Raw genomic sequence first — 16,203 nt, 5'->3', positions numbered from 1 at the left:
GAGCATACGAGAGAAAGAACGACGATGTTTAACAACGCTTCCGGCGCCTCGGCGGGCGCGCTGGCACCTCAGGCGCCTCAGCCTAATGCCGCAGCACCGAACTTTCCGGCACCGAACTTCGCAGCACCCGTAGCGGTGGCACCCCAGACTCCAGTTCCTGCTGGTTCTCGCCCCGTACACGGTGTTCCGGACGTCCAGCGTGCTATTAATCTTCCGTCGCGTCCCATTGCCATCTGGGCTGTATCCCTATTCTTGGTGCTGTACATGTCCACATACCCTCTACAGCCTCTTGTGGGTCTAGAATTTACGGGCGCTTACATGTTTGCAGGTATGACGATGGGGCTTACGATGGTTCTCCCTATTGTCCTTGGAGCAGTCTCTGCCTGGTACCTCAATGAGGGTTATGAGTGGGCGCGAGTGGTGATTATTATTGAGGGCGCGTTACGCATGATCCTGGATATTGTGTATGTAGTTCTCTGTGCCCACGTTTTCTTTGACAATGGATACAATTCGCAAATGCTTAGGGTGTTGTTCTTTGGCCCGTTTATGACCCTTGAAGTCTTGTGCGCGAAGCTCGCCTTTGATTTTATCAGCCGCATCGTGATTATTGTTCTTCTCTGCCAGCCGCAGGTGGGGCGATACATCCAAATGCGTGGAGACCTGCGACGCATGGGCCTAAAGTAACCCCGCGGAGGTAGTAACCTCGCGGAGGTGTAGCTGGCTTCCGGGGCATCACCTCCACCGGGTTTGAGAGAACGCAAAAAGGTGGGGATACCAAACGGTATCCCCACCTTTTCTCATCCCCGGCTCAGGAGCCGAGAAGGACTCACGTATTACTCAGCAGATTCCTGCTTCGCCTTCGAACGGCCACGCAGGTACTCGATAATAACCGGCACCACAGAAACCGCCACAATAATCACAGCAATGTACTCAATGTTGTTGTGCACGAACGGGATACCGCCCAGCAGCACACCCGCCAGACCAATCAAACCAATCCACGCAACCGCGCCAACAATATTCCACAGGTGGAACTTCTTACGGTCGTACGAAGAAATACCAGCCGCAAGAGACACAAAAGTACGAACAATCGGCACGAAGCGGCCCAGAACCAGAGCCAAACTACCGCGCTTCTGGAAGAACTCCTCAGTAGTGTGCAGGTTCTTGGTGCTCAGAATCTTCGCGTCATCCTTGAAGATCTTACGGCCGTAACGGGCACCAATCTGGTAGCCAACCTCAGCGCCAGCAATAGCGACCAGCACCAGGACCGGGAACGCAACCCACAGGGACAGGCCCATCTGCTCATGCAGCATACCCAGAGCAAAAATCAGGGAGTCACCCGGAAGAATCGGGAAAAGAACACCGGACTCAATAAATACGATAATTGCCGAAACTACCAGAACCCAGGGGCCGGTATCGAGCAGGAACTGCTCAAGGTCGAGGCCCAAGAGCGCAACCGGAAGATGCGCCAAAGCGGTGGCAAGAAAAGTCATGAAAAATCCTGAACTGTGAGTGGACCGCACGCACGGATCGGCGGCGGAGTAACACTAGCATAGAAAGCGTACCTATGGTGAACATTGTGCAAAACTATGCGGAGGCTGTGTATTACTGGCACAATTCTACCGGCATTTACGCCGGATGCACGGGTGAGCGAGGCGTAAATCTCCCCACCATCGCGGCTAAACATTCCGAGGTGACGCGGCGCTCGCGTGCCTCTCCAAGAAATGACCATCCGCAGAGCCGGAGGATACGGGGTGTGACATGATGGAAAGAGAGCACGGCGCGTCGCGGCGTAGCGATTGACCCAACCACCCACCGTTGGAGAGAACCATGAACCCCCAGCACCCAGCGTCCAGCCCCGCCGACTCCATGCATGCTGATTCCCTGCACACGGATCCCCTGCATGCTGAAGCCCGTGAAGTGTTGCGCCGCCTCACCGGCGTCGCTGATGCCGAGTTCCACGACGGCCAGTACGAGGCGATTCGCGCCCTCGTAGCCGACCGCGCCCGCACCCTCGTCGTGCAGCGTACCGGCTGGGGTAAGTCCGCAGTCTATTTCATTTCTTCCCTGCTGTTGCGTGCCCGCGGTATGGGCCCGGCGCTTATCGTCTCCCCGCTGCTTTCCCTCATGCGTGATCAGGTCGAGGCGGCATCCCGCGCGGGAGTGCGCGCCGCCATGGTGAACTCCGCGAACGTCACCGAATGGGATGAAATCCGCACCCACCTTGAAGCTAACGAGCTCGACGTGCTCCTGGTGGGCCCCGAACGCCTCAATAACCCGGCGTTCCGCGAGCAGTGGCTACCGTACCTGCTGCCGCGCCTGGGCCTGCTCGTCATTGATGAGGCGCACTGTATTTCTGACTGGGGCCATGACTTCCGCCCCGATTACCGCCGTATTGGTTCGCTCATTAAGTCTCTGCCGGTGGGTGTGCCGGTGCTGGCGACTACCGCGACCGCGAATGACCGCGTTAGCCGCGATATTGCCGAACAGCTCAGCACTGATACCACCGCACCCGTGCATGTGCTACGCGGTCCGCTGTCCCGCGAGTCCCTGCGCCTGGGTGTTCTGACCCTGCCTGATGAGGCGCAACGCATCGGTTGGCTGCTTACGCACCTGAACAGCCTGCCCGGTTCGGGCATTATCTACACGTTGACTGTCTCTGCGGCAGAAGATACCGCAAATGCTCTGCGTGCCAGCGGCTACGAAGTGCTCGCCTACACCGGCAAAACTGATCCGGATGAGCGGCTGGTTGCAGAGCAGGCACTCAAGGAAAACAGGGTGAAGGCTCTTGTGGCGACGAGTGCCCTCGGTATGGGTTTTGATAAGCCTGATTTGGGTTTTGTTGTGCACCTGGGTGCGCCGTCGTCTGCGGTGAGCTACTACCAGCAGATTGGCCGCGCCGGACGAGGTGCCGTCAATGCTGATGTTCTGCTCCTGCCCGGTCGTGAAGACCGCGCCATTTGGGAGTATTTTGCGACCGCCTCCATGCCTAACGAGGAACAGGCGCTGGCGGTGCTGGATGTCCTCGCCCAGTCCCCGGAGGGGTTGAGTATTACCGCGTTGGAGGCGCGCGTTCAGCTGCGCCGCTCCACCCTGGAGCTTCTGCTGAAGGTGCTGGACGTTGAGGGTGCCGCCGTGAAGGAAGGCAACTATTGGCGTCGAACCTCTTTGCCGTGGCAGTACGATAGTGCCCGTTACGCGGCGGTGGCGCAGGCGCGTGTGGTGGAGCAGAACGCCATGCTCGAGTATGAACGCACTAGCCAGTGCCGTATGCTTTTCCTGGCTCAGCAGCTTGATGATGCTTCCGCGACTGCTTGCGGTCGTTGCGATGTATGTGCGGGCCCCTGGTACCCGGTTGAAGTTCCCGCTGAGGCGCAACAGGCGGCACAGAGTAGCTTCAATACGGTGGGCGTGCCCCTGCAGCCGCGCCGCATGTGGCCGAGCGGGCTGGATCAGCTGATGGGTGCGGATGCGCCGCGCGGTCGTTTGTCTAAGGACGAGCAGGCTGAATCCGGTTACGCTTTGGCGCGTCTGAGCGACATGGGGTACGGTACTCGTCTGCGTGAGCTTCTGGCGACGAATGAGCTGGGCGAGCCGGTTGATTCTGAGGTTCCTGCCGAGCTGGGTCGCGCTTGCGTGAAGGTGCTTGCTGCTTGGGAGTGGTCTGAGGCGGGTCGTCCGGTGGCGGTGTTGACTCTGCCTTCGCCGGTGCGTCCCCGTTTAGCTCAGTCCCTGGGTAGGGGATTGGCATCGGTGGGTCGTCTGGTGGATTTGGGTCAGGTGTCTCTGGTGGGGGAGCCGCGTTTCTTTGGCGGTAATAGCGCGTTCCGTTGTGCGGATGTGCTGCGCTCGTACCGGGTGCCTGCAGAAGTTCTGGACTATGTGCGTGAGCATCGGTGCCCTGTTCTGCTGGTTTCTGATGTGGTGGATTCGCGGTGGGCGTTTACGGTTGTGGCGCGTGAGCTGCGGCTGGCGGGTGCTTCTGCGGTGTATCCTTTCTCTTTGGCTGCCACCCACTAGTTGCGCCCATTATCGTTTATTTATTCCCCTGACGAGGTTGTATGTCATATTCGGAATATTCAAAATTGACGGTCACAGACGGTTCTTCCGCCGTGCTCAGCGATATTCCCGCTCGCCCCGAACACAGCGAGTGGATGGTGCGCGCCCTCGCCGAGGGTGCCGCTGCAGGTGAGCGTGGTGAGATCCCTATCGGTGCTGTGGTGGTAGATGAGCAGGGTGTCATTATTGGTTCGGCAGGCAATACCCGCGAGCGGGAGCATGACCCCAGTGCCCATGCGGAGGTGAACGCGATTCGTCAGGCGGCGGCGCATCGCGGGCAGTGGCGCCTGGACGGTTGCACCCTGGTCGTGACCGTGGAGCCGTGCCTGATGTGCGCCGGCACGATCTTGGCGTCGCGCGTTTCGACGGTGGTTTTTGGCGCCTGGGAGGAGAAGACTGGCGCTGCCGGTAGTCGTTATGATGTACTGCGTGACGGCAGGGTTGCCCCGGCTCCCGAGGTTTATGCGGGAGTGCGTGCTGAGGAATGTGCGCAGCTGATGGTGGATTTCTTTAAGGAACGCCGCCCCTAACCGTCACCCGTGGTGGCGCTTCAGGAACTGTTTTATATAACGCGAAAAGCTACGTGAGAGCGCGTGGCTTTTCGCGTTATTTGTACGAAAACCCCTGTTTCTTTGAAAAATACTTCAAAAATTTCAAAATTGGTACCCAATTTCGGGCCAAAAGCCCACTACATCACACATGTCCGGGTCTACCATATATAGGCACTGGAGCCTCCGTCTGCCCGTGACTGAAAATAGATACCCCACGCAACCTGCGGAGTGCTCTCCAAAACTCACCTGAACCGTCCTGTATTTAAGGGGAATTATTCGTGCTTCGCGTTAACAATATTTGGGCTAAGGGGCGTCACCACGCCCTTTTTGGTCGTACCTCTTTTTCTGTGGGTCACGGTGAGGTCATCATTATTCAGGCTGATAGCCAGATGGAGCGTACTTCCCTTGGCCTGGCTCTTACTGGCCGTTTGCCTCTGTCGGGTGGCGAGATTTTTTGGAGCGCCGGCGATGAGGAGCCGCAGCCGATTTCGATGAAGAAGCTGCGCCGCATCAGCGACATTATCGATTCCCCCGATGTGACTGCCCCGGAGCAGCACATGCGCGTACACGACTATGTCTCTGAGATGCTCTCCTACAATCTGCCGATTTTTGGCCGTTCTCGCGCGAGCCGCTGGTTGAAGGAGCGCGGCCTTGAGGACCTCGACGGCCTGTGGATGGATGAGCTGGACGGCGAGATGAACATTGAGCTGATGACCGCCCTGGCGCAGAGTAGCCCCTCGGACCTGCTGGTTTTTGACACGCCCTCCCGTCATTTGAACCACACCTATATGTGGCTTCCGTACCTGGAGGAGCTTGCCGCTGACGAGGAACGTCCCCGTACTGTGGTGGCGATTGTGCCTCATATTTCGAGGGATTGGCGGGGCGCCCGTGCTGTGGTGGGTAGTGTCCACATGGATCAGGACGGCGAGTTTGAGCCGGCTGAGGAGCCTGCAGAAGAGCTGACTGAGACGGAAGAGCTGACTGCGGCAGAAGAACTAACCCAGACCGAGCCTGTGATTGACGTGGTTGAGGTGCGTGAGGTGGAAGAAATCCCCTTGACCTCTTCTATTCCTCTGGCCTCCGCGGCATCCGGCGCGCTCGGTCAGACCACTGACCATAAGACTGATAACCAGAAGACCAGCAACGAGAAAACTGTTGCCCAGAAGACCGCTGAGAAGGAGTAAGAATGACTGTTCTACGCGTGGCTCTTGTTGAGCTTAAGCGCCTGACCAGCGGTGTTTTGCCGGTTCTGGTGCTGCTTGCTATGTCCTGTATCCCGCTGCTGTACGGTGCCCTGTACCTGTACGGTAACTGGGATGCTTACGGTAATGTGAATGGCATTGTGGGTGCCCTGGTGGTTGAGGATGAGGGCGCGACGGATTCTGAGGGTCAGCAGGTGAATACCGGTGATGACGTGAAGAAGAATCTTCTGGATGCTGGCACGTTTGATTGGCGTCAGGTGCAGACCCGTTCTGAGGCTGTTGAGGGCGTGGAGAACGGCACCTATGACTTTGCGATGGTGATTCCGAAGGATTTCTCCCGCAATTTGCAGAGTGCCGGTTCGTTCAAGCCTGATGCTGACGGTAAGACGGGCACTATTGATGCGCGTTCGGCGGGTATTGAGGTCATTACGAATGACGCCAATAACTATGTGCTGACGAATATTGTCACGAAGGCGGGCACTGCGGTGCGTGATTCGGTGGCTGAGAAGGTCGGTAATTCGACGGCTAATTCGCTGTTGGCTAGCTTCACGACCATCCATTCGAAGATGGGTGAGGCTGCTGATGGTGCGTCGAAGGTGAATAACGGTACGGTGAAGCTGGCGGATGCTATCACTCAGCTGAAGGATGGTACTGCCACGGTGAATGATGGTGCCGTGAAGCTGAAGGATGGCACCTCCTCCTTGGCAGATGGTCAGTCCCAGTTGTTGGATGGCCAGAAGCAGTTGGCGGAGGGCGCCGCGAAGCTTGCTGATGGTGTGTCGACTTTGGATTCGGGCGCCGCGAAGCTGGATTCTGGCGCCGCGAAGCTTGCTGATGGTGCTTCGAGTTTGAAGGATGGTTCGTCGACCTTGGCTTCGGCGGCGGCGTCTGCTTCTGATGGTGCGTCGAAGCTGAAGGATGGTTCGGCGACTCTGGCTGAGGGTACTGCGAGCTTGAAGGATGGTTCGGCGGCGGTTGCGAAGGGCGCTAATGATTTGGCGTCGGGTATCCATCAGATGCGTGAAGGCATGGATCAGGCGGGTATTCGTGAGTTGCCGGCTCAGCTGAATGCGATGTGCATGCGCTTGCATGAGACGGATACTTCTGCTGGTAGTGGCGATTTTGGTCGTGACTTGTCGAATACTGTGGTGTCTGCGAGTGCGCAGAAGGTTCGTGCTCGGGTGACTCCGCTGGTTGAGGCGGGTACGTTGACTCAGGAGCAGGCTGATCAGCTGGTGGCTGCTGTTGATTCTGAGGAGACGAAGAATGAGGTTGCTGAGCTGAATCAGAAGGCTCTGCAGTCGCATCTGGCTACTCGTGATGCTGCCGCTGCTGATGCCCTGTCGAAGTTGAGCGCGTTGAAGTCAAGCCATTGTGTGTCTGATGGTACGTCGTCGACTGCGGCAAAGATTCAGACTTTGGTGGCTGGCGTGGATTCGCTGGATTCCGGTGCGTCTTCGCTTGCGAAGGGCGCTTCGTCGGTGGCTGATGGTGCCGCTCGCGTGGATGCTGGCGCATCCTCGTTGGCGTCGGGCTCGGCGACCCTGGCTGATGGTAATTCCAAGATTGCTTCGGGCGCTTCGAGCCTTGCGAGTGGTTCTGCGACTCTGTCCGGTGGCGCTTCTGAGCTGAAGGAGGGTACTGGTTCTTTGAAGAACGGCACTGCCGAGCTGAAGGATGGTAGCGGTACTTTGGCGGAGAAGGAGCAGTCTGCGGTTGAGGGTCAGCAGAAGCTGGCTGATGGCGCGAATGAGCTGAAGGATGGTGCGTCGAAGCTTTCTGATGGTACGGCGAAGCTGTCTGATGGTTCTACTCAGCTGAATGATGGTGCTTCCGAGTTGAAGGATGGTACTTCGTCGCTGGAGAGCGGTCTGGCTTCTGGTGCTAAGCAGGTTCCGAGCCTTGCGCCGACTGATCAGGCGAAGGTTGCGGATACGATGTCGAACCCTGTGACTTTGTCGCATGAGTCGCTGGCGTCGGGCCGTAACTATGGTGAGGGCATGGGCCCGTTCTTCATGTGTCTGGCGCTGTGGATTGGCGGCCTGATGCTGGTTCAGACGCTGCGCGTGATGAATAACCGCGCGTTGGCTTCGCATGCTCCATCGATTCGTGTGATGCTCGGTAGCTGGATGCCGTTTGGCCTGGTGGGTATTGCTCAGGCGACTCTGATGTTTGTCGTGATTAAGTTCGGTTTGGGCTTTGAGATGGCTCATCCGTGGCTGGTGTGGCTGTTCCTTTGCTACGTGGCTCTGGTCTTTACCGGTTTCATTCATGGTTTGACGGTGATCTTGGGTGCGCCGGGCAAGCTGGTTGCTTTGGTCATTCTGATTCTGCAGCTGATTACTGCGGGCGGCACGATGCCGTATGAGACTCTGCCTGAGTCGATTCGTTGGATGCATGACTTCTTCCCGATGGGTTATGCGGTGGCGGGTACGCGCCGTTTGGCTTATGGCATTAATGAGTCGAGCCTGTGGGGCATCATGCTGGTTTTGACTCTGTGGGGTTTGGCTGGTCTGGTGTTGGGTTACATTGGCACGCGTCGTGATCGTACGTGGTCGCTGAAGAAGCTTGCACCGGAGATTACGGTGTAACGCGCCCTGTTTGGTCGCACCGGGGAAAACTGTCTAATAAAATAGAGATATATCTGCAAAAAGGGAGGGAAGACTTCTGATGTTGCAGCGCCCTGTCGCTGAAGCTGCAAGTCGTCGTCCCGGCCGTACTGGTAAAACTCAGTTGAAGTTGTTCAACGCTGCCATGGATATCATGACCCAGAAGGGGCTTGAGTACGCCACTGTTGAAGAGGTGGCTGCCCGGGCGGGTGTTTCTAAGGGAACCGTGTATTACAACTTTGGTTCTAAGAAGACCATGGTGGATCAGCTGGTCCAGTACGGCACGCAGTTGCTGCTGAGCGATGCGCGTCGCGCGGCGTCGGTTCATTCTGATCCGCGTGAGGCGTTGCGGAGTGCTATTCGTGCCGCGTTCCAGTATCTTGAGGACCGTCCGGGTTTTACTCGGATGTGGCTTGCGGAGGCGTGGAAGGGCGCGGATGGTTGGACTGAGGCGATGAGCGATAACCGTCTGGATCTTCTGAATTATTTGGAGGAGATGACGGAGGCTGTGGCTCGCCGCTATACGGTTGATACCGCTCAGAATCCTCGTGCGATTGCGATCTCTATGTTCGGCGCGATTTACATGCTTGCCATGGATCGTGAAGTGCATCAGGCGGAGCGCAATGCTGAGGATGCAACGCGTGCTGTCATGCTGGTTGTAGATGGGTATATCCGTCATTAGGCGGACCTGTTGGGTCTGCAGACGTAGCCGGGACTTCGGTGTCGGGTGTCGAAAAGGGCACGGTTAAAGGGACCGTGAAAGAGGCGACACCCGGCTGCCGTACGCGCACGATATGTAGGCTTGTTCTTGCCCTCCTGTTGGGGGTGTGCTATAGTTTTCCACTGTTGGTGGTGTGTCCGAGCGGCCGAAGGTGCATCACTCGAAATGATGTTTGGTGTAAAAGCCAACGGGGGTTCAAATCCCTCCACCACCGCACCAACGAAAACCCGTCGAGATTCGTCTCGGCGGGTTTTTGCATGCCTGGATTGTTTTGGGATGGTGCTGGCGGGTGTTTGCGTGGCGGTATTCGCCTAGTTTTATAGGGTGTGTGCCACTTCCGGGGCTTTGCCGGTGCTTGCTGATTCGGGGCTGGGTAAAATCGTATTATGCGTATTAAGATTCTTGACCACCCGCTGGTCTCTCACAAGATTAGTGTTCTGCGTGATAAGAACACTCCGTCCCCGATTTTCCGTCAGCTGGTTGATGAGCTGGTGACTCTGCTTGCCTATGAGGCGACTCGCGAGATCCGCGTGGAAGAGGTTGAGGTTGTGACTCCGGTGGCGACTACTACCGGTGTTCGTATTGCTGATCCTAAGCCGCTGGTTGTTCCGATTCTGCGTGCTGGTCTGGGCATGCTGGAGGGTATGACCCGTATGGTCCCGACCGCTGAGGTTGGCTTCCTGGGTATGGCTCGTAATGAGGAGACCCTGGATATCGTGACTTATGCTGAGCGTCTGCCGGAGGATCTGACCGGCCGTCAGGTGTACCTGCTGGATCCGATGCTGGCTACCGGTGGCACTCTGATTGAGGCTATTAAGTTCCTGCGTAAGCGCGGCGCTGAGTCTGTGACTTGTGTGTGCCTGATTGCTGCTCCTGAGGGCATTGCTGCTCTGGAGAAGGGCGTTGAGGGCATGGAGAATGTTGACCTGTTCTTGGCTGCTCGTGATGAGCGTCTGAACGAGAAGGCGTACATTATTCCGGGTCTGGGCGATGCCGGTGACCGTCTGTACGGTCTGGCTGAGTAATAGCCTGGCTGAGCGAGCTTATTTGCTCGTTGTGAGTGGAGCGCCTCTGCATATGTATGTGCGGAGGCGCTTTGCTACGTCTTGTGGGTATTCGGTGGGTTGCGTGCCGCGGTGTGGCGGTGCGTGTCTAATGCGTCTGGGGCTTGGGTGGCGATGGTGCTGCTGGGTGTTGGTGCTGGCTTTTGCAACGCCCTCCCCATATGTGATTAGGAACACATTAAGGCATTTGAGAATACTTCAAAACTTCAAGCGTATTCACAGCTTCACATGAAAATGCAGGGTGTAACCCATACATAACAGAAACCGTGAATATTTATGTGGGAAAAAAGCTGAAAGCCTCAGGTTCCGCATGAAACCTCCCAAAATAGGGGAGGGCTATTGTACTCCTGTTACCGCCAGAGGTATATCCACTATGTCGAATCCGCTTGATTTATCCGTCAAATAGGAGAAATATTAAGTATGAGGATTGAGACTCGAACAGGTATTGGGGACTGTTTGACTCGGCGTCACTTCCGGCGCACCCCACACCATGTACGAATGGGATCCCGTACACAGACTTTGAGAGAAGGTTGAACCATGTCAGGCGCTGTACCTGGATATGTCCACATCTCCCAGCGCGGCCGCGCCGCTAAGCGTCAGGTCGTGCAGCCTCAGCGTCCCGCTGCTCAGGCCGCAACGTTGCGTCCGATGACTTTCTCAGCTGGCGACCCTGCCCACAAGCAGGCTCAGGAAAATGAGGCACGCGGCTTCGTGCTTTACGTGGGTTTGAACGAGGAACTTGCCGCTGCGAACGGCACCTCCCTGGTGCGTATCGTTCAGGATTTGCGCACCTATGCACACCATCTGGCACCTGAGTCGGAGTCCTACGCCGCTGTGGCGTTGGCTCCAGTGAACGCTGAGGGTAGCGACCTTGAGGTGGTGCGTAATGCGCTCGGTGATCCGACCGCAATGTACATGCATCCGGAGGCGAATGTCGCCCGCGAAGCAGAGACCACGAACAGCCACTCCTCGGGCGTTCTGATTGACCTGGCGCGCCGCGAGGTGTTCCTGGACGGCGAGCCGCTCATGCTGACCTTCAAGGAGTTCGAGCTGCTGGCGCACCTGGTAGAGAATTCTTCCCGTACCGTGGGTCGTGAAGAGCTACTGAAGGCGCTGTGGAGCTCGGGTGACGAGCATCCGCACGAGCGTACGATTGACGTGCATATTCGTCGTCTGCGTTCGAAGCTGGGCCGCCTCTCGGGTACCGTGCGCACGGTGCGCGGTCAGGGCTACCGCTTCTTTGAGCACCCCGAGGTTGTTGTCTGGGCTGCTCCGGAATACTCGATTTAGCGTGTGCAGAATTTAGCTTCTGTAGAGTGCACCCCGGTGTGCTGGTGTGATGCCGGTGCGCCGGGGTTTACTTGTGCCTGCCTGGGGGTGTTAGTGTGCTTGCTGTGGCGGCGTGCGGCACGTTCCGGCGCCCTCTAGATAGAATAGGTGTATGGCTGAAAATTCTTCCAACACTGCATCTGGCTCGCACCGCCGCGGGGTTAAGCGTCTGATTATTATGCGCCATGCGGAGGCTGATTGGGGTCTGAATGATTTTGATCGCCCGCTGACGAAGCGCGGTCATGAGCAGGCTGCCGCTGCTGGTGCCTGGTTGGCTTCGCGCGGTTATATTCCGGAGCAGATTATGTCGTCGTCGGCGTTGCGTACTCGCCAGACGACGACCTGGGTTTCGGATGGTTTGGGGGCGAAGGCGCCTACTGCTCATCTGGATGAGGGACTGTATGAGGTGTCTGCGTCCCGCATCATTGCGCGTATCAATAGTGTTTCTGAGAATGTTCATTCTCTGATGGTGGTGTCGCATCTGCCCGGCGTGCAGGATGCCGCGCAGCGTTTGATGAGCCCTGATTCTGACCCGAATGCGTCCATGGATGTGTACTATGGCTTCCCGCCTTCTTCCATTGCGGTGTTTGAGGTGCCGGGGGAGTGGGGTCTGCTTGATGGTGCGGATGCGCGCCTCGTGGATTTCAAGAGTTTTTAGGTCAGGAGCTTCTAAACTTCGCGCCTGAAACGGAATGGGTAAAGCAAAAGCCCCGTACCAGCCGGTACGGGGCTTTTAGTGGCGGAGACGGGGGGATTTGAACCCCCGGTCGAGTTTAACCCCGACCCTTCATTAGCAGTGAAGTCCATTCGGCCGCTCTGGCACGTCTCCACGGTGCGCTCGTGAGCGCATCCCTATAAGAATATAGGCTGTTTTGCGCTTGGTCAATTCGGCTTGTGAGGGGCGGGGGGTATATGTGGGTGGGATGGTGTTAGTTTCTTCGCGACCGTGATTTTGACCGTGATTTCTTTACCTGCGAGAAACGTGTGAATAAGGCGGTTTAACCTTTAAATACCCTGAATTTATGCGTTTGAGGTATTTAGGTGATGTAGTTTTGAGGGTAGAAGCGACATTGCGGTCCAGATAGAAAGGCTCCCTCCCGTGACTACCACCGTTCCTCAGATGCCCCAGGCTCCTCAGGGTGCTCCCTTCTCCTCTGTGAATAACCCGGCTTTCAATAGCCAGCAGGTTGCGCAGCCTGCGGTGCGTCCTGCGCAGTTTGTGCAGCCGGTGTATGTTCTTCCCGAAGGGAAGAACACGCATACCGTGGGTTGGGTTATTGCGATGGTCTCGGTCGTTATTGGTGTTCTTGGAACGATTAGTGTTTTTGTGCTGAATCATCAGACGGGTGGAGGTGCTTCTTTTGTTCTGGGCCTTGCGGGTTTGATTATGGCGATTGCTTCACGCCACCGCGGTCACATGCGTGTGGCTGGTGTTGCGTTGGGCATCATGAATATGCTGCTCGGTATCCTGTTTCGGCCCTTTGAGATGCTGCTGTTCGTTATGGTCATGATGCATGTTTAGACAATATCTTTCATAACTACTGGTCAGAGAAAGTCCGTGAGCGCCCCGTGCGCACGCGGGCTTTTGCGTACTCTCCTGCTTAGCTGGAGCAGTTTTTGTGGTCACCTGACGTGGTTTTTCGCCGTGGACTATGGGCTAGGGGCTTTGAGGTTCATAAGCATGTTCGATACACTGCATGAGTCCCAACCGATAAATAGAGAGCATCTCTGACGTTTTATCTTCCGATACAGCACAGCCAGAGGCGCCTCATCACTCAGCGAAGCGAGAAATCATGTCTGAAAACCCCAACAACCCCCAGCCCCAGTTCAACCAGGATCCCCAGTATGGTCAGCAGGCTCCGTACGGTCAGCCGGTCCCGACCCCCGAGCAGCAGGCTCAGATGAAGAGGGCGAAGATTCTGTCGATTCTCGCTATTGTATTTGGCGCTGTTGGTCTGGTCCTTCTCAGCCCGCTTTTCAGTGCACTGGGCCTGGCTTTTGGTTTGGCGGCTCTGCGTGTCCCTGAGCTGCAGACCCGTGGTCTGGCACTGACTGGTTCCATCATCGGTGGTGCTGCTCTGGTCCTGAGCATTATTGTTGTGGGGCTGGGTGCTATCAGGAACCTGGGCTAGAACCCTATAACGTTTTAGCCAGCATCCTCCATGGACACTGGCTACAGAAAGCCCGCGAGCGCCTCGTGCGCACGCGGGCTTTTGCGTACCTGATAAGGCGCGTATCCAGTGCTTCAAGGCGCATTGTGCGGGGTTGCATAACGGGTGTAGTTGTACCCATCCCATTCATGGGTTAGGGTGAATTAGGTTTAATACACACCAGCCGTACGAAAGTGAGATGCCATGTCTCAGACTCCTCGGGGCTCAGACCCCTACGACTACAACCCGGACTACAACCGTCTGAACGAGCAGTACAACCAGAACGGTCAGTATGGGCAGAATACCCAGTACGGACAGTACGGGCAGGGGTCTTACGGTCAGTACGGCCAGGGCTCTTATGATCAGTACTCCTACGACCAGTACGGTCAGAATTCGTATGGGCAAGACTCGTACGGCCAGAATCAGTACGACCCGTACGGTCAGCAGTACCAGCAGCAGTACCAGTACGGTCAGCCCATGATGATTCCCGTGGGTATCATTCAGAAGACTCCCGAGCAGCTTGCCGGTGAGAAGGCTGCTCAGACTTCCACGGTGCTCGGTATTATCAGCTTGGCTTGTATTGCGACTCTCAGCTGGTGGATGTTCGGTCTGCCCTCCCTGATTCTGGGTGTTATCGGTATCTTCAAGGCGAACGAGGCGGAGCGCTACGGCGCGGCTGCTTCGGCTGGTCGCATCATGAACTGGATTGGCGTAGCCATTGGTGGCATGTTCTTGGTGCTTTTCGGTGGCGGTATGCTGCTGGCGATTATGCTGGCTCTTTCGGATTCTGCCGCAAATTCTAGGCTCGTGGAGACTGTACAGATGCTGGCGCTTTTCTAAAATCTTTGTCTGTCTCGAAAAGGTGAAAGCCCCGTTCCTCATGGTGAGGCGCGGGGCTTTGCTGTATGTATGCCGTGTGTTTCCTGGATTGGGCTCGACATGCTTGTTCCCCAGGTGGGGGAGGTCTAGGGTGAAGTTAACACCCGGTATTGAAAGGTCGTGGATGCGATGTCGTCCTACTACCCGCAAGAGCCCAACCCCTTTGACTCAAGCTTTGGGTACAAAGGGTTGAAGCAGAATAAAAGCACGAGCGAACACTATGATGACTACAACCCGAATGACCGCTACGACCCTGATAGTCGGCCCCCGCTGACACCGCTCTCACAGAAGAGAAGAGAGTCTTTTGAACGGGATTTGGGGGAACGCGCATCCCAACTCTCACTTGCCTTTGGCGTGCTCAGTCTTGTCAGCGTTGCGGTATGGGGCTGGTGGCTTTTCGGTATTCCGTCTGTTGTGCTGGGTACTCTTGGTCTGTGGAAGGCTAAGGAAGCAGATCGCTACGGTGCGATTCCTGCCGCGGGTCGCGTATTGAGCTGGGTTGCCATCGTCAGCTTCGTGCTCGTGAACGCCTGGACACTGTGGGTGTGGCGCACCAACTAACGTGTATGGATTCTGAAAGGTTGTGGATGCGATGTCGCAGTTACCCCAAAATAATGAAACCTTCGATAACAACCCCGAATACGCCAAGCTCTACCAGGCGAACAACAGCGTGCAGTCCGACGCTGACAGTACGGACGACTGGGGACAATCTGTAAGCGAGCTACTACCTCCCGACGTGCAGAGGGAGCAAGCCGGTAAAAGAGCAGCGAAATTTTCCCTACTTTTTGGCTTCCTCGGCCCGCTGTCTTTCGTTCTAGGGTTTCGGTGGTCTGCCTATGGCTATGAAATCGGTTCACTCCTGGCTCTCACTGCCCCATTGCTAAACATCTTGGGTATCTGGCAGGCGTTCGTGGCACGACGATACGGTAAGCGCGCCATCGGTGGTCTGCTTCTTAACGGGCTGGGGCTATGCATTTTCATTGGTATCGTCGCCCTGATCATCATGATTCTGAGTGCTTTGTCTGGATTAAATGATTCAGGCCCGTCGAGGACCCTGAACGCTCTTATGCAGTACTGGAACTAGCCTCGAGAACTCAGAACCTTGAACACGAAAAGCCCCGCTCCTCATGGTGAGGTGCGGGCTTTGCTGTATGTATGCCGTGTGTTTCCTGGATTGAGCCCGACATGCTTGTTTCCCTGATGGGGAGAGTCTAGGGTGAAGTTAACACCCCTCGCGTGTGGAATGTGAAAGGTCGTGGATGCGATGTCGCAGCTGCCCCAAAACAATGAAGCCTTCGATTACAACCCCGAATACACCAAGCTATACCAAGAAGAGGGCAACGAGCAGTCTAACCCGGATACTTCTGACGAACAGCTACTACCCGCCAATGAGTCTCCGGGTGAGTTTTCAGATCAAGCGGCGGGTAAAAGGGCAGCGAACTTCTCCCTACTTTTTGGCTTCCTCAGCCCGCTGTCTTTCGTTCTAGGGTGCTGGTCTCTTGTCCGAGGTCTTGAAGAAAGTGCTCCGCAGATAGCTCTCCTTGCCCCAATCCTGAACATCCTGGGTATCTGGCAGGGGTTCGTGGCACGCCGGTACGGTACGCGTGCTATGGGTGGTCTGCTTCTTAACGGGCTGGGGCTA

General features: G+C 56.5%; 16 protein-coding genes and 2 tRNA genes. 16 read left to right on the top strand and 2 right to left on the bottom strand.

Annotated elements, in window-relative coordinates; all coding sequences use genetic code 11:
- Window positions 1-24: 24 nt before the first annotated feature.
- Window positions 25-684 (top strand): hypothetical protein, encoded by a 660-nt coding sequence (locus tag HMPREF2682_RS05770; protein WP_044150058.1) that lies wholly within the window; start codon window positions 25-27, stop codon window positions 682-684.
- A 149-nt stretch (window positions 685-833) separates the two neighbouring features.
- On the opposite strand, the gene HMPREF2682_RS05765 is transcribed toward HMPREF2682_RS05770, so the two are convergent.
- The gene (locus HMPREF2682_RS05765) at window positions 834-1,490 is read right to left on the bottom strand and encodes a DedA family protein (protein WP_070832213.1); all 657 of its coding nucleotides are present in this window, start codon (window positions 1,488-1,490) and stop codon (window positions 834-836) included.
- A gap of 337 nt (window positions 1,491-1,827) precedes the next feature.
- On the opposite strand from HMPREF2682_RS05765, the gene HMPREF2682_RS05760 reads away from it, so the two are divergent.
- The 9 genes from HMPREF2682_RS05760 (at window position 1,828) to HMPREF2682_RS05720 (ending at window position 12,190) form a co-directional block, all read left to right on the top strand.
- Entirely contained in the window at window positions 1,828-4,017 is a 2,190-nt protein-coding gene (locus HMPREF2682_RS05760; RefSeq protein WP_083321762.1) for a RecQ family ATP-dependent DNA helicase, read from the top strand.
- Between the two features lie 41 nt (window positions 4,018-4,058).
- Complete coding sequence (locus HMPREF2682_RS05755; RefSeq protein ID WP_070832210.1) at window positions 4,059-4,586, top strand: nucleoside deaminase; 528 nt, start codon at window positions 4,059-4,061, stop codon at window positions 4,584-4,586.
- Between the two features lie 299 nt (window positions 4,587-4,885).
- On the top strand, window positions 4,886-5,791 hold the full coding sequence (locus tag HMPREF2682_RS05750; RefSeq protein WP_246827257.1) for an ABC transporter ATP-binding protein: 906 nt from the start codon (window positions 4,886-4,888) through the stop codon (window positions 5,789-5,791).
- Between the two features lie 2 nt (window positions 5,792-5,793).
- Complete coding sequence (locus HMPREF2682_RS05745; RefSeq protein WP_070832207.1) at window positions 5,794-8,400, top strand: YhgE/Pip domain-containing protein; 2,607 nt, start codon at window positions 5,794-5,796, stop codon at window positions 8,398-8,400.
- Between the two features lie 79 nt (window positions 8,401-8,479).
- On the top strand, window positions 8,480-9,100 hold the full coding sequence (locus HMPREF2682_RS05740; RefSeq protein ID WP_070665911.1) for a TetR/AcrR family transcriptional regulator: 621 nt from the start codon (window positions 8,480-8,482) through the stop codon (window positions 9,098-9,100).
- Window positions 9,101-9,266: 166 nt separating this feature from the next.
- A tRNA-Ser gene (locus HMPREF2682_RS05735) sits at window positions 9,267-9,353 on the top strand.
- A gap of 172 nt (window positions 9,354-9,525) precedes the next feature.
- Window positions 9,526-10,164: a uracil phosphoribosyltransferase gene (gene upp, locus HMPREF2682_RS05730; RefSeq protein WP_070832204.1), complete on the top strand. Its 639-nt coding sequence runs from the start codon at window positions 9,526-9,528 to the stop codon at window positions 10,162-10,164.
- Window positions 10,165-10,740: 576 nt separating this feature from the next.
- On the top strand, window positions 10,741-11,493 hold the full coding sequence (locus HMPREF2682_RS05725) for a winged helix-turn-helix domain-containing protein (RefSeq protein ID WP_070832201.1): 753 nt from the start codon (window positions 10,741-10,743) through the stop codon (window positions 11,491-11,493).
- Between the two features lie 151 nt (window positions 11,494-11,644).
- Window positions 11,645-12,190 (top strand): SixA phosphatase family protein, encoded by a 546-nt coding sequence (locus tag HMPREF2682_RS05720; RefSeq protein WP_070832198.1) that lies wholly within the window; start codon window positions 11,645-11,647, stop codon window positions 12,188-12,190.
- Window positions 12,191-12,269: 79 nt separating this feature from the next.
- Here HMPREF2682_RS05720 and HMPREF2682_RS05715 read toward each other — a convergent pair.
- A tRNA-Ser gene (locus HMPREF2682_RS05715) sits at window positions 12,270-12,361 on the bottom strand.
- A 270-nt stretch (window positions 12,362-12,631) separates the two neighbouring features.
- Between HMPREF2682_RS05715 and HMPREF2682_RS05710 the strand changes: the two genes are divergently transcribed.
- The 6 genes from HMPREF2682_RS05710 to HMPREF2682_RS09475 all read left to right on the top strand — a co-directional run.
- Window positions 12,632-13,054: a hypothetical protein gene (locus HMPREF2682_RS05710; RefSeq protein WP_070832195.1), complete on the top strand. Its 423-nt coding sequence runs from the start codon at window positions 12,632-12,634 to the stop codon at window positions 13,052-13,054.
- A gap of 271 nt (window positions 13,055-13,325) precedes the next feature.
- Window positions 13,326-13,664 (top strand): DUF4190 domain-containing protein, encoded by a 339-nt coding sequence (locus tag HMPREF2682_RS05705; protein WP_070832192.1) that lies wholly within the window; start codon window positions 13,326-13,328, stop codon window positions 13,662-13,664.
- Window positions 13,665-13,886: 222 nt separating this feature from the next.
- Complete coding sequence (locus HMPREF2682_RS05700) at window positions 13,887-14,522, top strand: polyprenyltransferase (RefSeq protein ID WP_070832189.1); 636 nt, start codon at window positions 13,887-13,889, stop codon at window positions 14,520-14,522.
- 168 nt (window positions 14,523-14,690) lie between these two features.
- Window positions 14,691-15,122, top strand: a complete 432-nt coding sequence (locus HMPREF2682_RS05695) for a DUF4190 domain-containing protein (protein WP_070832186.1) — start codon at window positions 14,691-14,693, stop codon at window positions 15,120-15,122.
- A 31-nt stretch (window positions 15,123-15,153) separates the two neighbouring features.
- Window positions 15,154-15,645, top strand: coding sequence for a hypothetical protein (locus tag HMPREF2682_RS05690; protein WP_070832183.1), 492 nt, complete (start codon window positions 15,154-15,156; stop codon window positions 15,643-15,645).
- Between the two features lie 180 nt (window positions 15,646-15,825).
- A partial coding sequence (locus HMPREF2682_RS09475; RefSeq protein WP_168167723.1) for a hypothetical protein occupies window positions 15,826-16,203 on the top strand: 378 nt, incomplete at its 3' end.

It is taken from the genome of Rothia sp. HMSC061D12, from assembly GCF_001836735.1.
In the GTDB taxonomy this organism is placed as follows: domain Bacteria; phylum Actinomycetota; class Actinomycetes; order Actinomycetales; family Micrococcaceae; genus Rothia.
The sequence above is the reverse complement of the archived record's forward strand: the minus strand, read 5'-3'. Positions and strand labels throughout refer to the sequence as shown.